The sequence below is a fragment of the Streptomyces gamaensis genome (genome assembly GCF_042656465.1).
In the GTDB taxonomy this organism is placed as follows: domain Bacteria; phylum Actinomycetota; class Actinomycetes; order Streptomycetales; family Streptomycetaceae; genus Streptomyces; species Streptomyces gamaensis.
This window is the reverse complement of record NZ_JBHSPB010000016.1, coordinates 157,594-173,344: the sequence shown is the minus strand read 5'-3', so window position 1 is coordinate 173,344 and position 15,751 is coordinate 157,594. Positions and strand designations below refer to the sequence as shown.

At 71.8% G+C, this 15,751-nt stretch carries 16 protein-coding genes; 1 reads left to right on the top strand and 15 read right to left on the bottom strand.

From position 1 onward, the window contains the following. The 13 genes from ACFP1Z_RS24535 to pyrR form a co-directional block, all read right to left on the bottom strand. Window positions 1-484 (bottom strand): S-adenosylmethionine synthetase N-terminal domain-containing protein (locus tag ACFP1Z_RS24535; RefSeq protein ID WP_390319489.1); only part of this gene is annotated, 484 nt, incomplete at its 3' end. Between the two features lie 173 nt (window positions 485-657). After that, a complete protein-coding gene (coaBC, locus tag ACFP1Z_RS24530; protein WP_390319488.1) occupies window positions 658-1,866 on the bottom strand; it encodes a bifunctional phosphopantothenoylcysteine decarboxylase/phosphopantothenate--cysteine ligase CoaBC in 1,209 nt (402 codons plus the stop codon). A gap of 121 nt (window positions 1,867-1,987) precedes the next feature. Further along, entirely contained in the window at window positions 1,988-2,260 is a 273-nt protein-coding gene (gene rpoZ, locus ACFP1Z_RS24525) for a DNA-directed RNA polymerase subunit omega (RefSeq protein ID WP_390319487.1), read from the bottom strand. A gap of 38 nt (window positions 2,261-2,298) precedes the next feature. Further along, complete coding sequence (gene gmk, locus ACFP1Z_RS24520; RefSeq protein ID WP_390319485.1) at window positions 2,299-2,916, bottom strand: guanylate kinase; 618 nt, start codon at window positions 2,914-2,916, stop codon at window positions 2,299-2,301. 38 nt (window positions 2,917-2,954) lie between these two features. After that, window positions 2,955-3,278, bottom strand: a complete 324-nt coding sequence (locus tag ACFP1Z_RS24515) for an integration host factor (RefSeq protein ID WP_116210718.1) — start codon at window positions 3,276-3,278, stop codon at window positions 2,955-2,957. Window positions 3,279-3,547: 269 nt separating this feature from the next. Then, window positions 3,548-4,426 carry an orotidine-5'-phosphate decarboxylase gene (gene pyrF / locus ACFP1Z_RS24510; protein WP_390319483.1) on the bottom strand — a complete coding sequence of 293 codons (879 nt, stop codon included), beginning with the start codon at window positions 4,424-4,426 and terminating at the stop codon, window positions 3,548-3,550. 20 nt (window positions 4,427-4,446) lie between these two features. Further along, on the bottom strand, window positions 4,447-5,568 hold the full coding sequence (locus tag ACFP1Z_RS24505) for a quinone-dependent dihydroorotate dehydrogenase (protein WP_390319481.1): 1,122 nt from the start codon (window positions 5,566-5,568) through the stop codon (window positions 4,447-4,449). 78 nt (window positions 5,569-5,646) lie between these two features. After that, the gene (gene carB, locus ACFP1Z_RS24500) at window positions 5,647-8,958 is read right to left on the bottom strand and encodes a carbamoyl-phosphate synthase large subunit (RefSeq protein WP_390319479.1); all 3,312 of its coding nucleotides are present in this window, start codon (window positions 8,956-8,958) and stop codon (window positions 5,647-5,649) included. Then, window positions 8,951-10,090 carry a glutamine-hydrolyzing carbamoyl-phosphate synthase small subunit gene (gene carA / locus ACFP1Z_RS24495; protein ID WP_390319476.1) on the bottom strand — a complete coding sequence of 380 codons (1,140 nt, stop codon included), beginning with the start codon at window positions 10,088-10,090 and terminating at the stop codon, window positions 8,951-8,953. Before carA ends, carB begins: the two co-directional genes overlap by 8 nt. After that, a complete protein-coding gene (locus ACFP1Z_RS24490; RefSeq protein WP_390319474.1) occupies window positions 10,087-10,695 on the bottom strand; it encodes a PH-like domain-containing protein in 609 nt (202 codons plus the stop codon). The genes carA and ACFP1Z_RS24490 overlap by 4 nt, the downstream gene beginning before the upstream one ends. Beyond that, the gene (locus ACFP1Z_RS24485; RefSeq protein WP_390319472.1) at window positions 10,692-11,978 is read right to left on the bottom strand and encodes a dihydroorotase; all 1,287 of its coding nucleotides are present in this window, start codon (window positions 11,976-11,978) and stop codon (window positions 10,692-10,694) included. The genes ACFP1Z_RS24490 and ACFP1Z_RS24485 overlap by 4 nt, the downstream gene beginning before the upstream one ends. 83 nt (window positions 11,979-12,061) lie before the next feature. Continuing rightward, window positions 12,062-13,018, bottom strand: a complete 957-nt coding sequence (locus ACFP1Z_RS24480) for an aspartate carbamoyltransferase catalytic subunit (protein WP_390319470.1) — start codon at window positions 13,016-13,018, stop codon at window positions 12,062-12,064. 102 nt (window positions 13,019-13,120) lie between these two features. Continuing rightward, window positions 13,121-13,765 (bottom strand): bifunctional pyr operon transcriptional regulator/uracil phosphoribosyltransferase PyrR, encoded by a 645-nt coding sequence (gene pyrR, locus ACFP1Z_RS24475; protein ID WP_390319468.1) that lies wholly within the window; start codon window positions 13,763-13,765, stop codon window positions 13,121-13,123. A gap of 222 nt (window positions 13,766-13,987) precedes the next feature. Here pyrR and bldD point away from each other — a divergent pair, with 222 nt between their 5' ends. Beyond that, a complete protein-coding gene (bldD, locus tag ACFP1Z_RS24470) occupies window positions 13,988-14,488 on the top strand; it encodes a transcriptional regulator BldD (RefSeq protein WP_004948690.1) in 501 nt (166 codons plus the stop codon). A 229-nt stretch (window positions 14,489-14,717) separates the two neighbouring features. Here the strand turns inward: bldD and nusB are convergent, their stop codons facing one another. Together nusB and efp are read right to left on the bottom strand one after the other, a co-directional pair. Then, complete coding sequence (gene nusB, locus ACFP1Z_RS24465; RefSeq protein ID WP_390319466.1) at window positions 14,718-15,158, bottom strand: transcription antitermination factor NusB; 441 nt, start codon at window positions 15,156-15,158, stop codon at window positions 14,718-14,720. A 2-nt stretch (window positions 15,159-15,160) separates the two neighbouring features. Continuing rightward, a complete protein-coding gene (gene efp / locus ACFP1Z_RS24460; protein WP_390319464.1) occupies window positions 15,161-15,727 on the bottom strand; it encodes an elongation factor P in 567 nt (188 codons plus the stop codon). Window positions 15,728-15,751 lie beyond the last annotated feature (24 nt).

Genomic DNA, 15,751 nt, shown 5'->3' with positions numbered 1-15,751 from the left:
CCTCCGTCAGCCGCCGCGACAGCCGGTGCGCCAGACTGATCGGCAGCGGCATCAGCTCCGGGGTCTCGTCACAGGCATAACCGAACATCAGACCCTGGTCGCCCGCACCCTGCTTGTCGAGCTCGTCCTCGTCGCCCTCGACGCGGGACTCGTAGGCGGTGTCGACGCCCTGGGCGATGTCCGGGGACTGGGCGCCGATGGACACCGACACGCCGCAGGAGGCGCCGTCGAAGCCCTTCTTGGAGGAGTCGTAACCGATTTCGAGGATCTTCTCGCGCACCAGCTGCGCGATCGGCGCGTACGCCTTGGTGGTGACCTCGCCGGCGACGTGCACGAGGCCGGTGGTGATCAGGGTCTCGACGGCGACGCGGGACGTCGGGTCCTCCCGCAGGAGGGCGTCGAGAATCGTGTCGCTGATCTGGTCAGCGATCTTGTCGGGGTGACCCTCGGTCACGGACTCCGAGGTGAACAGGCGGCGGGACACATCGCTCCCTGGGGTTGCAGCGGCTGCTGGCTGATCATTGACGGACGCGTTCGAGAGCTGCGCTCGACGCGGTCCTGGGTCAGTTTATCCGGCGGACCCGTGGTTGGGGCATCCTCCTGCACATCACATGGTGCGTGACCTGCGACACTCCGTCCCGGCGCGGCCGCCCGGGGTCAGGGCAGGCGGCTCACCACCAGGTCCCAGACCGTGTCGGCGAGCGCTTCCTTGGGCCCGTGCGCCACGGGTGTCTCGGAGCCGTCGGCGCCCAGGACCACGGCCTCGCTGCTCTCCTCGCCGAAGGTCAGCCGCTCCCCCACCTCGTTGACGACGAGCAGGTCACAGCCCTTGCGGGCGAGCTTGGCGCGCCCGTTGGCGAGGACGTCGTCGGTCTCGGCGGCGAAGCCGACGACGACCTGCCCGGGGCGGGGGCGCCCGGCGGACAGTTCGGCGAGCACGTCCGGGTTGCGGACGAGGGCGATGGGCGCGGGGTCCTCGCCGTCCTTCTTCTTGATCTTGCCGGTGGCGTACTCGGCGGGCCGGAAGTCGGCCACGGCGGCGGCCATGACCACCGCGTCGGCGTCGGCCGCGGCCTTCAGGACGGCCTCGCGCAGCTGGACGGCGGTGCCCACGCGCACCACGTCGGCGCCGGCGGGGTCCGGCAGGGCGCTGTTGGCGGAGACGAGCGTGACGCGTGCGCCGCGCGCGACGGCCGTACGGGCCAGCGCGTAGCCCTGCTTGCCGGAGGAGCGGTTGCCGAGGAAGCGCACGGGGTCGAGCGGCTCCCGGGTGCCGCCCGCGCTGATCACCACGTGCCGTCCGGCGAGGTCGCGGTCCTGCGCGCGGTCGCCGCGGGCGAGCACGCGGCGGCAGACCGCGAAGATCTCCTCCGGGTCCGGCAGCCGGCCCTTGCCGGTGTCGACGCCGGTGAGGCGGCCGACGGCGGGCTCGATGACGATCGCGCTGCGGCGGCGCAGGGTGGCCACGTTCTCCTGGGTGGCCGGGTGCTCCCACATCTCGGTGTGCATCGCGGGCGCGAAGACCACCGGGCAGCGGGCGGTCAGCAGGGTGTTGGTCAGCAGGTCGTCGGCGAGGCCGTGCGCGGCCCTGGCGAGCAGGTCGGCGGTGGCGGGGGCGACGACGACGAGGTCGGCGTGCTGGCCGATGCGCACGTGCGGCACCTCGTGGACGCTCTGCCACACCTCGGTGGCGGCGGGCCGGCCGGACAGGGCCGCCCAGGTCGCCTCGCCGACGAAGTGCAGGGCCGCGGCCGTGGGCACCACCTGCACCTCGTGGCCCGACTCGGTGAGCCGGCGCAGCAGCTCGCACGCCTTGTAGGCGGCGATCCCGCCGCTGACCCCCAGGACGACCTTCGGCTTGTCCATCGCTTCGCTTCTCCCCGCACTGCTCATCGGGTACGCGGCCTGACGCGCGCGTACGCCTCTATGACACACCAAGGGCCCGGCAGCGGTGCTGCCGGGCCCTCGGTGACGACTGTCGGGCGCCTTACTGGGCCGGGGCCTCGACGGACTCGGAGGTCAGCAGGCCCGCGTTGATCTCACGCAGCGCGATGGAGAGCGGCTTCTCGTGGACGTGGGTGTCCACCAGCGGGCCGACGTACTCCAGCAGGCCCTCGCCGAGCTGCGAGTAGTACGCGTTGATCTGGCGCGCGCGCTTGGCGGCGTAGATCACGAGGCTGTACTTGGAGTCGGTGGCCTCAAGAAGCTCATCAATCGGCGGGTTGATGATGCCCTCGGGCGCGGCGATGGAAGAGGACACTCTCTGCCTTCCGAAGGGGGGTGATGATGAAAGATTGTTCAGCGCAGCAAGGCTAGCAGTTCGCGGGCGACGTCCTCGACCGAGGTATTGACGAGGGTCTCGTCGAACTCCTTCTCCGCGGCCAGCTCGATCCTGGCGACGGCCAGCCGGCGTTCGATGACCTCGGGCGACTCGGTGCCGCGCCCGGTGAGCCGGCGGACCAGCTCGTCCCAGCTCGGCGGGGCGAGGAAGACCAGCTGGGCCTCCGGCATGGTCTCGCGGACCTGCCGGGCACCCTGCAGATCGATCTCCAGCAGCACCGGCTCGCCGGCCTCCAGCCGGTCCAGCACGGCGCGGCGCGGCGTGCCGTAGCGGTTGCCGGCGAATTCGGCCCACTCCAGCAGCTCACCGTTGGCGACGAGCTTGTCGAACTCCTCGTCGTCGACGAAGAAGTACTGGACACCGTCCTGCTCGCCCGGGCGGGGCTTGCGGGTGGTCGCGGAGACCGACAGCCACACCTCGGGGTGCGCCTTGCGCATATGGGCGACGACCGTGCTCTTGCCGACCCCGGAGGGGCCGGAGAGCACGGTCAGCCGCGGACGTCCGGCCGGGGGGGCCGGGGCTTCCCCCAGCGACGGAAGGGGGAGGGAGCTCTCCCGGGAGACTGCACTACTCATGCAGTGATTATCCCGGTTCCCGGGAGTGCCTGGGAACGTCAGGCGGCCTTGCCGCCGAACTCGCGCTCAAGGGATGCGATCTGGTTGGAGCCCAGCCCGCGCACCCGGCGGCTCTCGGAGATCCCGAGCCGCTCCATGATCTGCTTGGCCCGGACCTTGCCCACGCCGGGCAGGCTTTCCAGCAGGGCGCTCACCTTCATCTTGCCGATGACCTCGTTCTCCTGACCCTGCTTGATCACATCGTGCAGCGAGGCGCCGGAGTGCTTGAGGCGGTTCTTGACCTCGGCGCGCTCCCGGCGAGCCGCGGCGGCCTTTTCGAGCGCGGCTGCGCGCTGTTCAGGGGTAAGGGGCGGAAGAGCCACGCCTACGTCACCTCGGATATCGAACTGTCGGATAACGGACCGGTGAGGAACCTAGTCGGCCCACACCTGCGGAGCAACGAGCAACGCGCTTGCACGTTCGCTCTCGACGGAGACTAGCGGCCGATCCCGCTCCAGTCAGCGAGAACAGACGAAAAGTCCTGGTCAGACTCGCTCGACCGGGACTTTTCCGGACATAACGCAGAAGAATTTTGACGCCGGAGTGCCCCGGGAGCTCCTCCGGGGCACTCCGGCCGGGCCCGCCGCGCCGGCTACCCGGCCGCGACCGCCGACTCCACGGCCTCGCGCACCTCGTCCGCGAACCGGGCGGCGCCCGCCCGCAGCGCCGCGATGTCCGGGCCGCCCCGCAGCACCGCCCGGCTGACGTTGGGCACCACGTCGCGCACGGCCGCGCCGAAGACCTTCGGCAGGTCCGCGGCGGTCGCGCCCTGCGCGCCGATGCCGGGCGCGAGCAGCGGCCCGTTGATGGCGAGGTCCGCGCCCGCCGCGCCGAGGGTGTCGCCCAGGGTCGCGCCGACGACCGCGCCGTAGGAGCCCATGGGGGCGGCCCCGGCGTTCTCCGCCCGCAGGTGCTCCAGTACCGTCGCGGCCACGCTGGAGCCGTCGGCGCGCAGCGCGTGCTGCACCTCGGCGCCTTCCGGGTTCGAGGTGAGCGCGAGCACGAAGACGCCGGTGCCGCTCGCCCGGGCCAGTTCCAGCGCCGGGCGCAGCGAGCCGTAGCCAAGGTAGGGGCTGACGGTGACGGCGTCCGAGAACAGCGGGGCGGCGGGGTCGAGGTAGGCCGAGGCGTAGGCGGCCATGGTGGAGCCGATGTCGCCGCGCTTGGCGTCCATGAGCACCAGCGCGCCGGCCTCGCGTGCGTCGGCGACGGCCCGTTCCAGGACGGCGAGGCCGCGCGAGCCGAAGCGTTCGAAGAAGGCCGACTGCGGCTTGAGGACGGCGACCTGCCCGGCGAGCGCCTCCACGACCGTGTGCGTGAAGCGCTCCAGGCCGGCCACGTCGTCGGACAGGCCCCAGTCGGCGAGCAGCGAGGCGTGCGGGTCGATGCCGACGCACAGCGGGCCGCGGGTGTCCATGGCCCGGCGCAGCCGGGCGCCGAAGGGTTCGGGGGTCTGGGACTGGGGGGTCACGGGGTTCCTCCGTAAAGGGTTCAGGCGGCGGGCCGGCCGGCGGCGACGCTGGCGCCGACGGCCTCGGCGAGGGTGGCGTAGGGGCTCGCGGCGAGCCGCTGGGCGAGGCCGCGGTGGATCCTGCGGCACCAGAAGGGCCCCTCGTAGACGAAGGCGCTGTAGCCCTGGACGAGCGTGGCGCCCGCCAGGACGCGCTCCCAGACGTCGTCGGCGCTCTCCACGCCCCCGACGCCGACCAGCGTGATCCGGTCGCCCACGCGCGCGTACAGCCGGCTCAGCACCTCCAGGGAGCGGGCCTTGAGGGGGGCGCCGGACAGGCCGCCCGCGCCGATGGCCTCGACGGTGCGCTCGGGGGTGAGCAGGCCCAGTCCCTCGCGGGCGACGGTGGTGTTGGTGGCGATGATGCCGTCCAGGCCCAGCTCGACGGCGAGGTCGGCGACGGCGTCGATGTCCTCGTCGGCCAGATCGGGGGCGATCTTGACGAGCAGCGGCACCCGGCGGGTGGTGACGGTGCGGTCGGCGGCCTCGCGGACGGCGCTCAGCAGCGGCCGCAGCTGGTCGACGGCCTGGAGGTTGCGCAGCCCGGGGGTGTTCGGGGAGGAGACGTTGACGACGAGGTAGTCGGCGTGGGCGGCCAGGCGCTCGGTGGAGGTCACGTAGTCGGCGACGGCCTCTTCCTCGGGTACGACCTTGGTCTTGCCGATGTTGACGCCGACGGTCGTACGGAAGACGGGGGCGCGGGCGGCGAGCCGGGCCGCGACGGCGGCGGAGCCGTCGTTGTTGAAGCCCATGCGGTTGATCAGCGCGCGGTCCGCGACGAGGCGGAAGAGGCGCTTCCTGGGGTTGCCGGGCTGCGGCTGGGCGGTGACGGTGCCGATCTCGACGTGGTCGAAGCCGAGCATGGCCATGCCGTCGATGGCGACGGCGTTCTTGTCGAAGCCGGCGGCGAGCCCGAAGGGGCCGTGCATGCGCAGCCCGAACGCCTCGGTGCGCAGCTCCTTGTGGCGGGGGGCGAGCACGGCGGCGGCGAAGGTGCGCAGCACGGGGATCCGGGCGAGGCGGCGGATCCAGCCGAAGGCCAGGTGGTGGGCCTTCTCGGGGTCCATGCGCTTGAAGATCAGGTCGAAGAAGAGACAGTACATTTCCAGCCTTCTTGAACGGGGTGCGGGGCGGGGCTCTCGCGAAGAGGGGGACACCTTCCGGTGTCCCCCTCCTGCGCCTTACGCCTCGCGGGCGGCGGTCAGCGCTCCGGCGTGTTCCTGGAGGGAGCGCACGCCCACGTCGCCGCGGGTGAGCGCCTCGATGCCCTGGACGGCGGCCGCGAGGGCCTGGACCGTGGTCAGGCAGGGGACCGCGCGGGCGACCGCGGCCGTACGGATCTCGTAGCCGTCGAGGCGGCCGCCGGTGCCGTACGGGGTGTTGACGATCAGGTCGACCTGGCCGTCGTGGATGAGCTGGACGATCGTCTTCTCGCCGTTGGGGCCCTCGCCCTCGCTCTGCTTGCGCACCACGGTGGCGTTGATGCCGTTGCGGCGCAGCACCTCGGCGGTGCCGGAGGTGGCGAGCAGTTCGAAGCCGTGGGCGACGAGCTCACGGGCCGGGAAGATCATCGAGCGCTTGTCGCGGTTGGCGACCGAGACGAAGGCGCGGCCCTTGGTGGGCAGTGCGCCGTACGCGCCGGCCTGCGACTTGGCGTAGGCGGTGCCGAAGACCGAGTCGATGCCCATGACCTCGCCGGTCGAGCGCATCTCCGGGCCGAGGACGGTGTCCACGCCGCGCCCGTGGATGTCGCGGAAGCGGCTCCAGGGCATCACGGCCTCCTTGACGGAGATCGGCGCGTCCAGCGGCAGGGTGCCGCCGTCGCCCTCCTTGGGCAGCATGCCCTCGGCCCGCAGCTCGGCGACGGTCGCGCCCAGCGAGATGCGGGCGGCGGCCTTGGCCAGCGGGACGGCGGTCGCCTTGGAGGTGAAGGGGACGGTGCGGGAGGCGCGCGGGTTGGCCTCCAGCACGTAGAGGATGTCCCCGGCCATCGCGAACTGGATGTTGATCAGGCCGCGGACGCCGACGCCCTTGGCGATGGCCTCCGTGGAGGCGCGCAGCCGCTTGATGTCGAAGCCGCCGAGGGTGATCGGGGGCAGCGCGCACGCGGAGTCGCCGGAGTGGATGCCGGCCTCCTCGATGTGTTCCATGACGCCGCCGAGGTAGAGCTCGTGGCCGTCGTAGAGCGCGTCGACGTCGATTTCTATGGCGTCGTCGAGGAAGCGGTCGATGAGCACGGGGTGCTCGGAGATCAGGCCCGCGTGCCGCTCCAGGTAGCCGGCGAGCGAGGGCTCGTCGTAGACGATCTCCATGCCGCGGCCGCCGAGCACGTAGGAGGGGCGGACCATGACCGGGTAGCCGATCTCGGCGGCGATCTCCTTGGCCTGCTCGAAGGAGAAGGCGGTGCCGTACTTCGGCGCGGGCAGCCCGGCCTCGGTGAGCACCCGGCCGAAGGCGCCGCGCTCCTCGGCGAGGTCGATGGCCTCGGGCGAGGTGCCGACGACGGGCACGCCGTTGTCCTTCAGGGCCTGGGCGAGGCCGAGCGGGGTCTGGCCGCCGAGCTGGACGATCACGCCCGCGAGGGGGCCGGCCTGCTGCTCGGCGTGGACGATCTCCAGGACGTCCTCCAGGGTGAGCGGCTCGAAGTAGAGCCGGTCGGAGGTGTCGTAGTCGGTGGAGACGGTCTCGGGGTTGCAGTTGACCATCACGGTCTCGTAGCCCGCCGCGCTGAGTGCGAAGGAGGCGTGGACGCAGGAGTAGTCGAACTCCACGCCCTGGCCGATGCGGTTGGGGCCCGAGCCCAGGATGATCACCGCGGGCTTCTCGCGGGGCGCGACCTCGCTCTCCTCGTCGTAGGAGGAGTAGAAGTACGGGGTCCGCGCGGCGAATTCGGCGGCGCAGGTGTCGACGGTCTTGAAGACGGGGCGGATGCCCAGGGCGTGCCGGACCTCGCGGACGACGTCCTCGCGCAGGCCGCGGATGCCGGCGATCTGGGCGTCGGAGAAGCCGTGCCGCTTGGCCTCGGCCAGCAGCTGCGGGTCCAGTTCGCGGGCCTCGCGCAGTTCCTCGGCGGTCTCGTGGATCAGGAAGAGCTGGTCGACGAACCAGGGGTCGATGCGGGTGGCCTCGAAGACCTCCTGCGGGGTGGCGCCGGCCCGGATGGCGGCCATGACGGTGTTGATCCGGCCGTCGGTGGGCACCTTGGCCTTCGCCAGCAGCTCGCTCCGCTCGCCGGGCTCGGTGACGAAGTCGAACTGCGAGCCCTTCTTCTCCAGCGAGCGCAGCGCCTTCTGCAGGGCCTCGGTGAAGTTGCGGCCGATGGCCATGGCCTCGCCGACGGACTTCATGGTCGTGGTCAGCGAGGAGTCGGCGGAGGGGAACTTCTCGAACGCGAAGCGGGGTGCCTTGACCACGACGTAGTCGAGCGTGGGCTCGAAGGAGGCCGGGGTCTTCTCGGTGATGTCGTTGGGGATCTCGTCCAGCGTGTAGCCGACGGCGAGCCGGGCCGCGATCTTCGCGATCGGGAATCCGGTGGCCTTGGAGGCGAGCGCGGAGGAGCGGGAGACACGCGGGTTCATCTCGATGACGATGACCCGGCCGTCCTCGGGGTTGACCGCGAACTGGATGTTGCAGCCGCCGGTGTCGACCCCGACCTCGCGGATGACGGCGATGCCGATGTCGCGCAGGATCTGGTACTCGCGGTCGGTGAGCGTCATCGCCGGGGCGACGGTGATGGAGTCGCCGGTGTGCACGCCCATCGGGTCGAAGTTCTCGATGGAGCAGACGACCACGACGTTGTCGTGCTTGTCGCGCATGAGCTCCAGCTCGTACTCCTTCCAGCCGAGGATGGACTCCTCCAGGAGGACCTCGGTGGTCGGCGAGAGCGTGAGGCCCTGGCCCGCGATGCGGCGCAGTTCCTCCTCGTCGTGCGCGAAGCCGGAGCCGGCGCCGCCCATGGTGAAGGAGGGGCGGACGACGACCGGGTAGCCGCCGAGGGTCTCGACGCCGGCGAGGACCTCCTCCATGGAGTGGCAGATCACCGAGCGGGCGGACTCGCCGTGGCCGGTACGGGCGTTGACGGCCTCGACGACGGCCTTGAACTGGTCGCGGTCCTCGCCCTTGTGGATGGCCTCGACGTTGGCGCCGATGAGCTCGACGCCGTACTTCTCCAGGGTGCCCGACTCGTGCAGGGAGATCGCGGTGTTGAGCGCGGTCTGGCCGCCGAGGGTGGGCAGCAGCGCGTCGGGCCGCTCCTTGGCGATGATCTTCTCGACGAACTCGGGGGTGATCGGCTCGACGTAGGTGGCGTCGGCGAGCTCCGGGTCGGTCATGATCGTGGCCGGGTTGGAGTTGACCAGGATCACCCGCAGGCCCTCGGCCTTGAGCACCCGGCACGCCTGGCTGCCGGAGTAGTCGAACTCGGCCGCCTGGCCGATGACGATCGGGCCGGAGCCGATGACCAGGACGGACTGGATGTCGGTGCGCTTAGGCACGCTGGCCCTCCATCAGGGAGACGAAGCGGTCGAACAGGTAGGCGGCGTCGTGCGGTCCCGCCGCCGCTTCGGGGTGGTACTGGACGCTGAAGGCCGGCCGGTCGAGCAGCCGCAGGCCCTCGACCACGTTGTCGTTGAGGCACACGTGGGAGACCTCGACCCGGCCGTAGGGGGTGTCGGCGGCCCCGTCGAGGGGGGCGTCGACGGCGAAGCCGTGGTTGTGCGCGGTGACCTCGACCTTGCCGGTCGTACGGTCCTTGACGGGCTGGTTGATGCCGCGGTGGCCGTACTTGAGCTTGTAGGTGCCGAAGCCGAGGGCCCGGCCGAGGATCTGGTTGCCGAAGCAGATCCCGAACAGCGGGGTGCCGCGCTCCAGGACGCCGCGCATGACGGAGACCGGGTGGTCGGCGGTGGCCGGGTCACCCGGGCCGTTGGAGAAGAACACGCCGTCCGGCCCGACCGCGTACACATCGTCCAGCGTCGCGGTGGCGGGCAGGACGTGCACCTCGACGCCGCGCTCGGCCATCCGGTGCGGGGTCATGCCCTTGATGCCGAGGTCGATCGCGGCGACGGTGAACTTCTTCGCGCCGATCGCGGGGACGACGTACGGCTCGGTGGTGGCGACCTCGGCGGAGAGGTCGGCGCCGGTCATCTCGGGGGCCCGGCGCACCTCGGCGAGCATGGTGCCCTCGTCGGGCAGGGAGTTGCCGGAGAAGATGCCCACGCGCATGGCGCCGCGCTCGCGCAGGTGCCGGGTCAGGGCGCGGGTGTCGATGCCGCTGATGCCGACGACGCCCTGGCGGACGAGCTCCTCCTCCAGCGAGCGCTTGGCCCGCCAGCTGGAGGTGGTGCGGGCGGGGTCGCGGACGACGTAGCCGGCCACCCAGATCCGCCCGGACTCGGGGTCCTCGTCGTTCACGCCGGTGTTGCCGACGTGCGGGGCGGTCATGACGACGACCTGGCGGTGGTAGGAGGGGTCGGTGAGGGTTTCCTGGTAGCCGGTCATGCCGGTGGAGAACACGGCTTCGCCGAAGGTCTCCCCCACGGCCCCGTAGGCGCGGCCGCGGAAGATCCGGCCGTCCTCCAGGACGAGTACGGCGGGGGCCTTGGCCCCCCGGGTGGAGGTCGTCATCGTGCGCCTTCCGTGTCGTGGTGGTGCGAAGTGGTCCGGGTGGTCCGGGCGGTCAGGGCCTCGGCCCAGGCGGTGTGCTCGGCGGCCCGGTCGGAGCGGAAGCCGGAGTCGATCTCCCGGTCGCCGTGCGCCCAGGTGATCACCAGCAGTCCGCCCTCGGTGAGGACCTTGCCCGCGATTCCCTTGTCGAGGCGGGCGCCGCGCAGGGCGTCCGCGGGGATGAAGAAGTCCTGCGCGCCGGGGCGCACGACGTGCACGCCCTGGTCGGTGAGGGTCAGTTCGGCCCGGCTGCGGGTGCCCAGGCCGCGGGCGACGATGCGGTCGAGCCACTGTCCGGCGGTGGTGGAGCCGTGGTAGCGGCCGCTCATGGTGAGCAGCGGCTCGCCCGGGTGCTCCGGTGCGGCGGGCAGTTCGGGCAGGTCGCCCTGGAGGGTGCCGCGCCACTTCCAGCCCTCGCGCATCAGCCAGTACAGGAGCGCGACGAACAGCAGCAGGCCGACGACCCAGCCGAGGCGGGCCGCCCAGTCGGTGACGGCCTGGGACTTCTTCTCGTCCGCGAGCCCGGCCAGGGCCAGGGGGATCAGGGGTGATGTCAGAGGTGTCACGCGAGCTTCCCGTCCACGACCGTCGCCCGGCCCCGCAGGAAGGTGTGGGTGACGCGTCCCGGCAGCTCGCGGCCCTGGTAGGGGGTGTTGCGGCTGCGGGAGGCGAAGCCCGCGGGGTCCACCTGACCACGGTATGCGGAATCGACGAGGGTGAGGTTGGCGGGCTCGCCCGGGGCGATGGGCCGCCCGTGGCCGGCCAGGCGGCCGATGGCGGCCGGGCGGAAGGACATCCGGTCGGCGACGCCGGCCCAGTCGAGCAGGCCCGTGTCGACCATGGTGTGCTGCACGACGGACAGCGCGGTCTCCAGGCCCACCATGCCCATGGCGGCGGCGGCCCACTCGCAGTCCTTGTCCTCGTGCGGGTGCGGGGCGTGGTCGGTGGCCACGCAGTCGATGGTGCCGTCGGCGAGGGCGGCGCGCAGGGCCAGCACGTCGGCCTCGGTGCGCAGCGGCGGGTTGACCTTGTAGACGGGGTCGTACGAGCGCACCAGCTCGTCGGTGAGCAGCAGGTGGTGCGGGGTGACCTCGGCGGTGACCTGCCAGCCCTTGGACTTGGCCCAGCGCACGATCTCCACGGAGCCGGCGGTCGACAGGTGGCAGACGTGCACGCGGGAGCCGACGTGCGCGGCGAGCAGCACATCGCGGGCGATGATCGACTCCTCGGCGACGGCGGGCCAGCCGGTCAGGCCCAGTTCGGCGGAGACGATGCCCTCGTTCATCTGGGCGCCCTCGGTGAGCCGGGGCTCCTGGGCGTGCTGGGCGACGACCCCGTCGAAGGCCTTGACGTACTCCAGGGCCCGCCGCATGATCACGGCGTCGTCGACGCACTTGCCGTCGTCGGAGAAGACCCGGACCCCGGCGGCCGACTCGTGCATCGCGCCGAGTTCGGCGAGCTGCCTGCCCTCCAGGCCGACGGTCACGGCGCCGACGGGCTGCACGTCGCAGTAGCCGGACTGCCTGCCCAGCCGCCAGACCTGCTCGACGACGCCGGCGGTGTCGGCGACGGGGAAGGTGTTGGCCATGGCGTGTACGGCGGTGTAGCCGCCGACGGCGGCGGCCCGGGTACCGGTCAGGACGGTCTCGGAGTCCTCGCGGCCGGGCTCGCGCAGGTGGGTGTGGAGGTCGACGAGGCCGGGCAGCAGGACGTGTCCCTCGGCCTCGACGACAGTGGCGCCGTCGGCGGACAGGCCGGTGCCCACGGCGGCGACGGTCTCGCCGTCGATGAGGACGTCCTGGGCGTCGCCGCCGAGCGGCCGGGCGCCGCGGATCAGGGTCTTGGTCATGGTCGGTGCATCTCCTCGGGGGCCGCGCGGGCGGCGGGGGGCGGGCGTCGTGGCGGGGCGCGGACGGTCGGGGGCGGGACGGCTCACGGGGTGGCCGGCTCGGCGCCGCCGAGCAGCAGGTAGAGCACGGCCATGCGGATGCTGACGCCGTTGGCGACCTGTTCGACGGCGGTGCAGCGGCCGGAGTCGGCGACCTCGGCGGTGATCTCCATGCCCCGGTTCATCGGGCCGGGGTGCATGACGATCGCGTGCTCCGGCATACGGGCCATGCGGTCGCCGTCGAGTCCGTAGCGGCGGGCGTACTCGCGCTCGGTGGGGAAGAAGGCGGCGTTCATGCGCTCGCGCTGGACGCGCAGCATCATCACGGCGTCGGACTTGGGCAGCACCGCGTCGAGGTCGTAGGAGACCTCGCAGGGCCACTGCTCGACGCCGATCGGCACGAGGGTGGGCGGGGCGACCAGGGTGACCTCGGCGCCGAGGGTGGTGAGCAGATGGACGTTGGAGCGGGCCACGCGGCTGTGCAGGACGTCGCCGACGACGGTGATGCGGCGGCCGGCCAGGTCGCCGCCGAGCCCGGCGTCGGGGCCGACGAGGCGGCGGCGCATGGTGAAGGCGTCGAGCAGGGCCTGGGTGGGGTGTTCGTGGGTGCCGTCACCGGCGTTGACGACGGCGCCGTCGATCCAGCCGGAGTTGGCGAGCCGGTAGGGCGCCCCGGAGGCGCCGTGCCGGATGACGACGGCGTCGGCGCCCATGGCCTCCAGGGTCAGGGCGGTGTCCTTCAGGGACTCGCCCTTGGAGACCGAGGAGCCCTTGGCGGAGAAGTTGATGACGTCGGCGGACAGCCGCTTGGCGGCGGCCTCGAAGGAGATGCGGGTGCGGGTGGAGTCCTCGAAGAAGAGGTTGACGACGGTACGGCCGCGCAGGGTGGGCAGTTTCTTGATCGGCCGGTCCGCGACGCGGGCCATCTCCTCGGCGGTGTCGAGGATGAGGACGGCGTCGTCGCGGGAGAGGTCGGCGGCCGAGATGAGGTGGCGCTTCATCCGGTTTCTCCGTGGGTGAGGAGGTGTGCGGGGGTACGGGCGGGCAGCCGGTGGGCATGCCGCGCTACGGGCCCTGGGGCACCGGGTCCGTGTGCGGGGTGTCTACTGCCCGTCGGCCGGAGCGGCCGGACGCGCGCCGAGGAGCACGCTGTCGCGGCCGTCCTCCTCGGTGAGCTGGACCTTGACGGTCTCCCGCAGCGACGTGGGGAGGTTCTTGCCGACGTAGTCGGCGCGGATGGGCAGTTCGCGGTGGCCGCGGTCGACGAGGACCGCGAGCTGCACGGCGCGCGGGCGGCCGAGGTCGCCGAGCGCGTCGAGCGCGGCGCGGATGGTGCGGCCGGAGAAGAGCACGTCGTCGACGAGGACGACCAGCCGGCCGTCGATGCCGGGGCCGGGGATCTCGGTGCGGGCCAGCGCGCGGGCCGGGCGCAGCCGCAGGTCGTCCCGGTACATGGTGATGTCGAGGGAGCCGACGGGCAGGGGCCGGCCGGTGATCTCCTGGAGCTTGGCGGCGAGCCGGCGGGCGAGGAAGACGCCGCGCGTGGGGATGCCGAGGAGCACCACGTCGTCGGCGCCCTTGGCGCGCTCGACGATCTCGTGGGCGATCCGGGTCAGGACCCGGGCGATGTCCGGTGCCTCCAGCACCGGGCGGGCGGCGGCGGTGACGGCGGAATCGCCGGAGTCACCCGTGCCGGCCGCGGAAACTGCGGAGCGCCGGGAATGGCGCGCACCACGGTTTGCGTCCATACGAAACGGACCTCCTTCTCCGCCTCACGGGACGGACATTAAAGGACGTCGGAATTACCGGTTTCACGGTACCAGGGTCCGGGCGCGTCCCTCGCCACCACCCCTGACGGGGGACGTCAGGGACCATTCGGCTTGACGAAGTCAGATTACGCTGCGTAACCTCACAGTGAGTTACCAGCCGCGCGGCGCAGCCGCACGTCTTTACAGCGTCCGGGGAGCTTTATGTCCAGCGAATACGCCAAACAGCTCGGGGCCAAGCTCCGCGCCATCCGCACCCAGCAGGGCCTCTCCCTCCACGGCGTCGAGGAGAAGTCCCAGGGCCGCTGGAAGGCCGTGGTAGTGGGGTCGTACGAGCGCGGCGACCGTGCCGTGACCGTGCAGCGCCTGGCCGAGCTGGCCGACTTCTACGGCGTTCCCGTGCAGGAGCTGCTGCCGGGCACCACGCCGGGCGGGGCCGCCGAGCCGCCGCCGAAGCTGGTCCTGGACCTGGAGCGGCTGGCCCATGTGCCGGCCGAGAAGGCGGGCCCGCTGCAGCGGTATGCCGCCACGATCCAGAGCCAGCGCGGTGACTACAACGGCAAGGTCCTCTCGATCCGTCAGGACGACCTGCGCACCCTCGCGGTCATCTACGACCAGTCGCCGTCGGTGCTCACCGAGCAGCTGATCAGCTGGGGTGTGCTCGACGCCGACGCGCGCCGCGCGGTGCAGCACGAGGACGCCTGAGTCCGCCGCTGAAACATCGACCGCCGGGGGCGGGAGAATCCGAAAGGTTCTCCCGCCCCCGGCGGTTTTCGTCTGCCGCCGTGCGGCGGGCGGGCCCGGCGAGGTCCGGTGCGGTGCGGGCGGTGCCCCGAAGGGACGCCGGGGCGGGTGCGCCGCGTGGGCACCCGCCCCGGCGCACCCCCGCGGCTGACGCACCGGGCTTCCGCCGCACCGGACGTCCGCGGCGCGCTCAGCGCTCCGCGTCGTCCCGCCGCAGGGTCGGCTTGAGCTCCTTGAAGCGGCCCAGCAGTCCGTTGACGAAGGCCGGCGAGTCGTCGGTGGAGAACTCCTTGGCGAGCTGCACCGCCTCGTCGATCGCCACCGCGTCGGGCGTGCCGTCCTCCCAGATCAGCTCGTGGGCGCCCAGCCGGACGATGTTCCGGTCGGCGACCGGCATCCGGTCCAGGTCCCAGTCGACCGCGTACGTGGCGATCAGCTCGTCGATGCGGGCGGCGTGCTGCGCGTACCCCTCGACGAGCTGCATCGTGTACTCGGTGACCGGCGGCTGCCGGACGTCGTTCCGCGAGTGCCGGACCCAGTCGGCGAGGACGGTCTGCACGGTGGTGCCGCGCTGGTCGGCCTCGAAGAGGATCTGGAAGGCGCGCTTGCGGGCCTTGCTGCGAGCGGCCACGGTTAGCTGTTCACCCGGCCGAGGTAATCACCGGTGCGGGTGTCGACCTTGATCTTCTCGCCGGTCGTGATGAAGAGCGGCACCTGGATCTGGTAGCCGGTCTCCAGGGTGGCGGGCTTGCTGCCACCGGTGGAGCGGTCGCCCTGGAGGCCGGGCTCGGTCTCGGCGATCGTCAGCTCGACGGCGGCCGGCAGCTCGACGTAGAGGACCTGGCCCTCGTTCTGCGCGACGACGGCCTCGAAGCCCTCGATGAGGAAGTTGGCGGCGTCACCGACGGTCTTGCGGTCGATGTGCAGCTGGTCGTAGGTGTCCATGTCCATGAACACGAAGTACTCGCCGTCCATGTACGAGAACTGCATGCCACGCCGGTCGACGTTGGCCGTCTCGACCTTCACACCGGCGTTGAAGGTCTTGTCGACCACCTTGCCGGAGAGGACGTTCTTGAGCTTCGTGCGCACGAAGGCGGGGCCCTTGCCAGGCTTGACGTGCTGGAACTCGACGACGGACCAGAGCTGGCCGCCTTCGAGCTTGAGCACCATGCCGTTCTTGAGGTCGTTCGTGGAAGCCACGGTTGCGGAATCTCCTGGACTGAA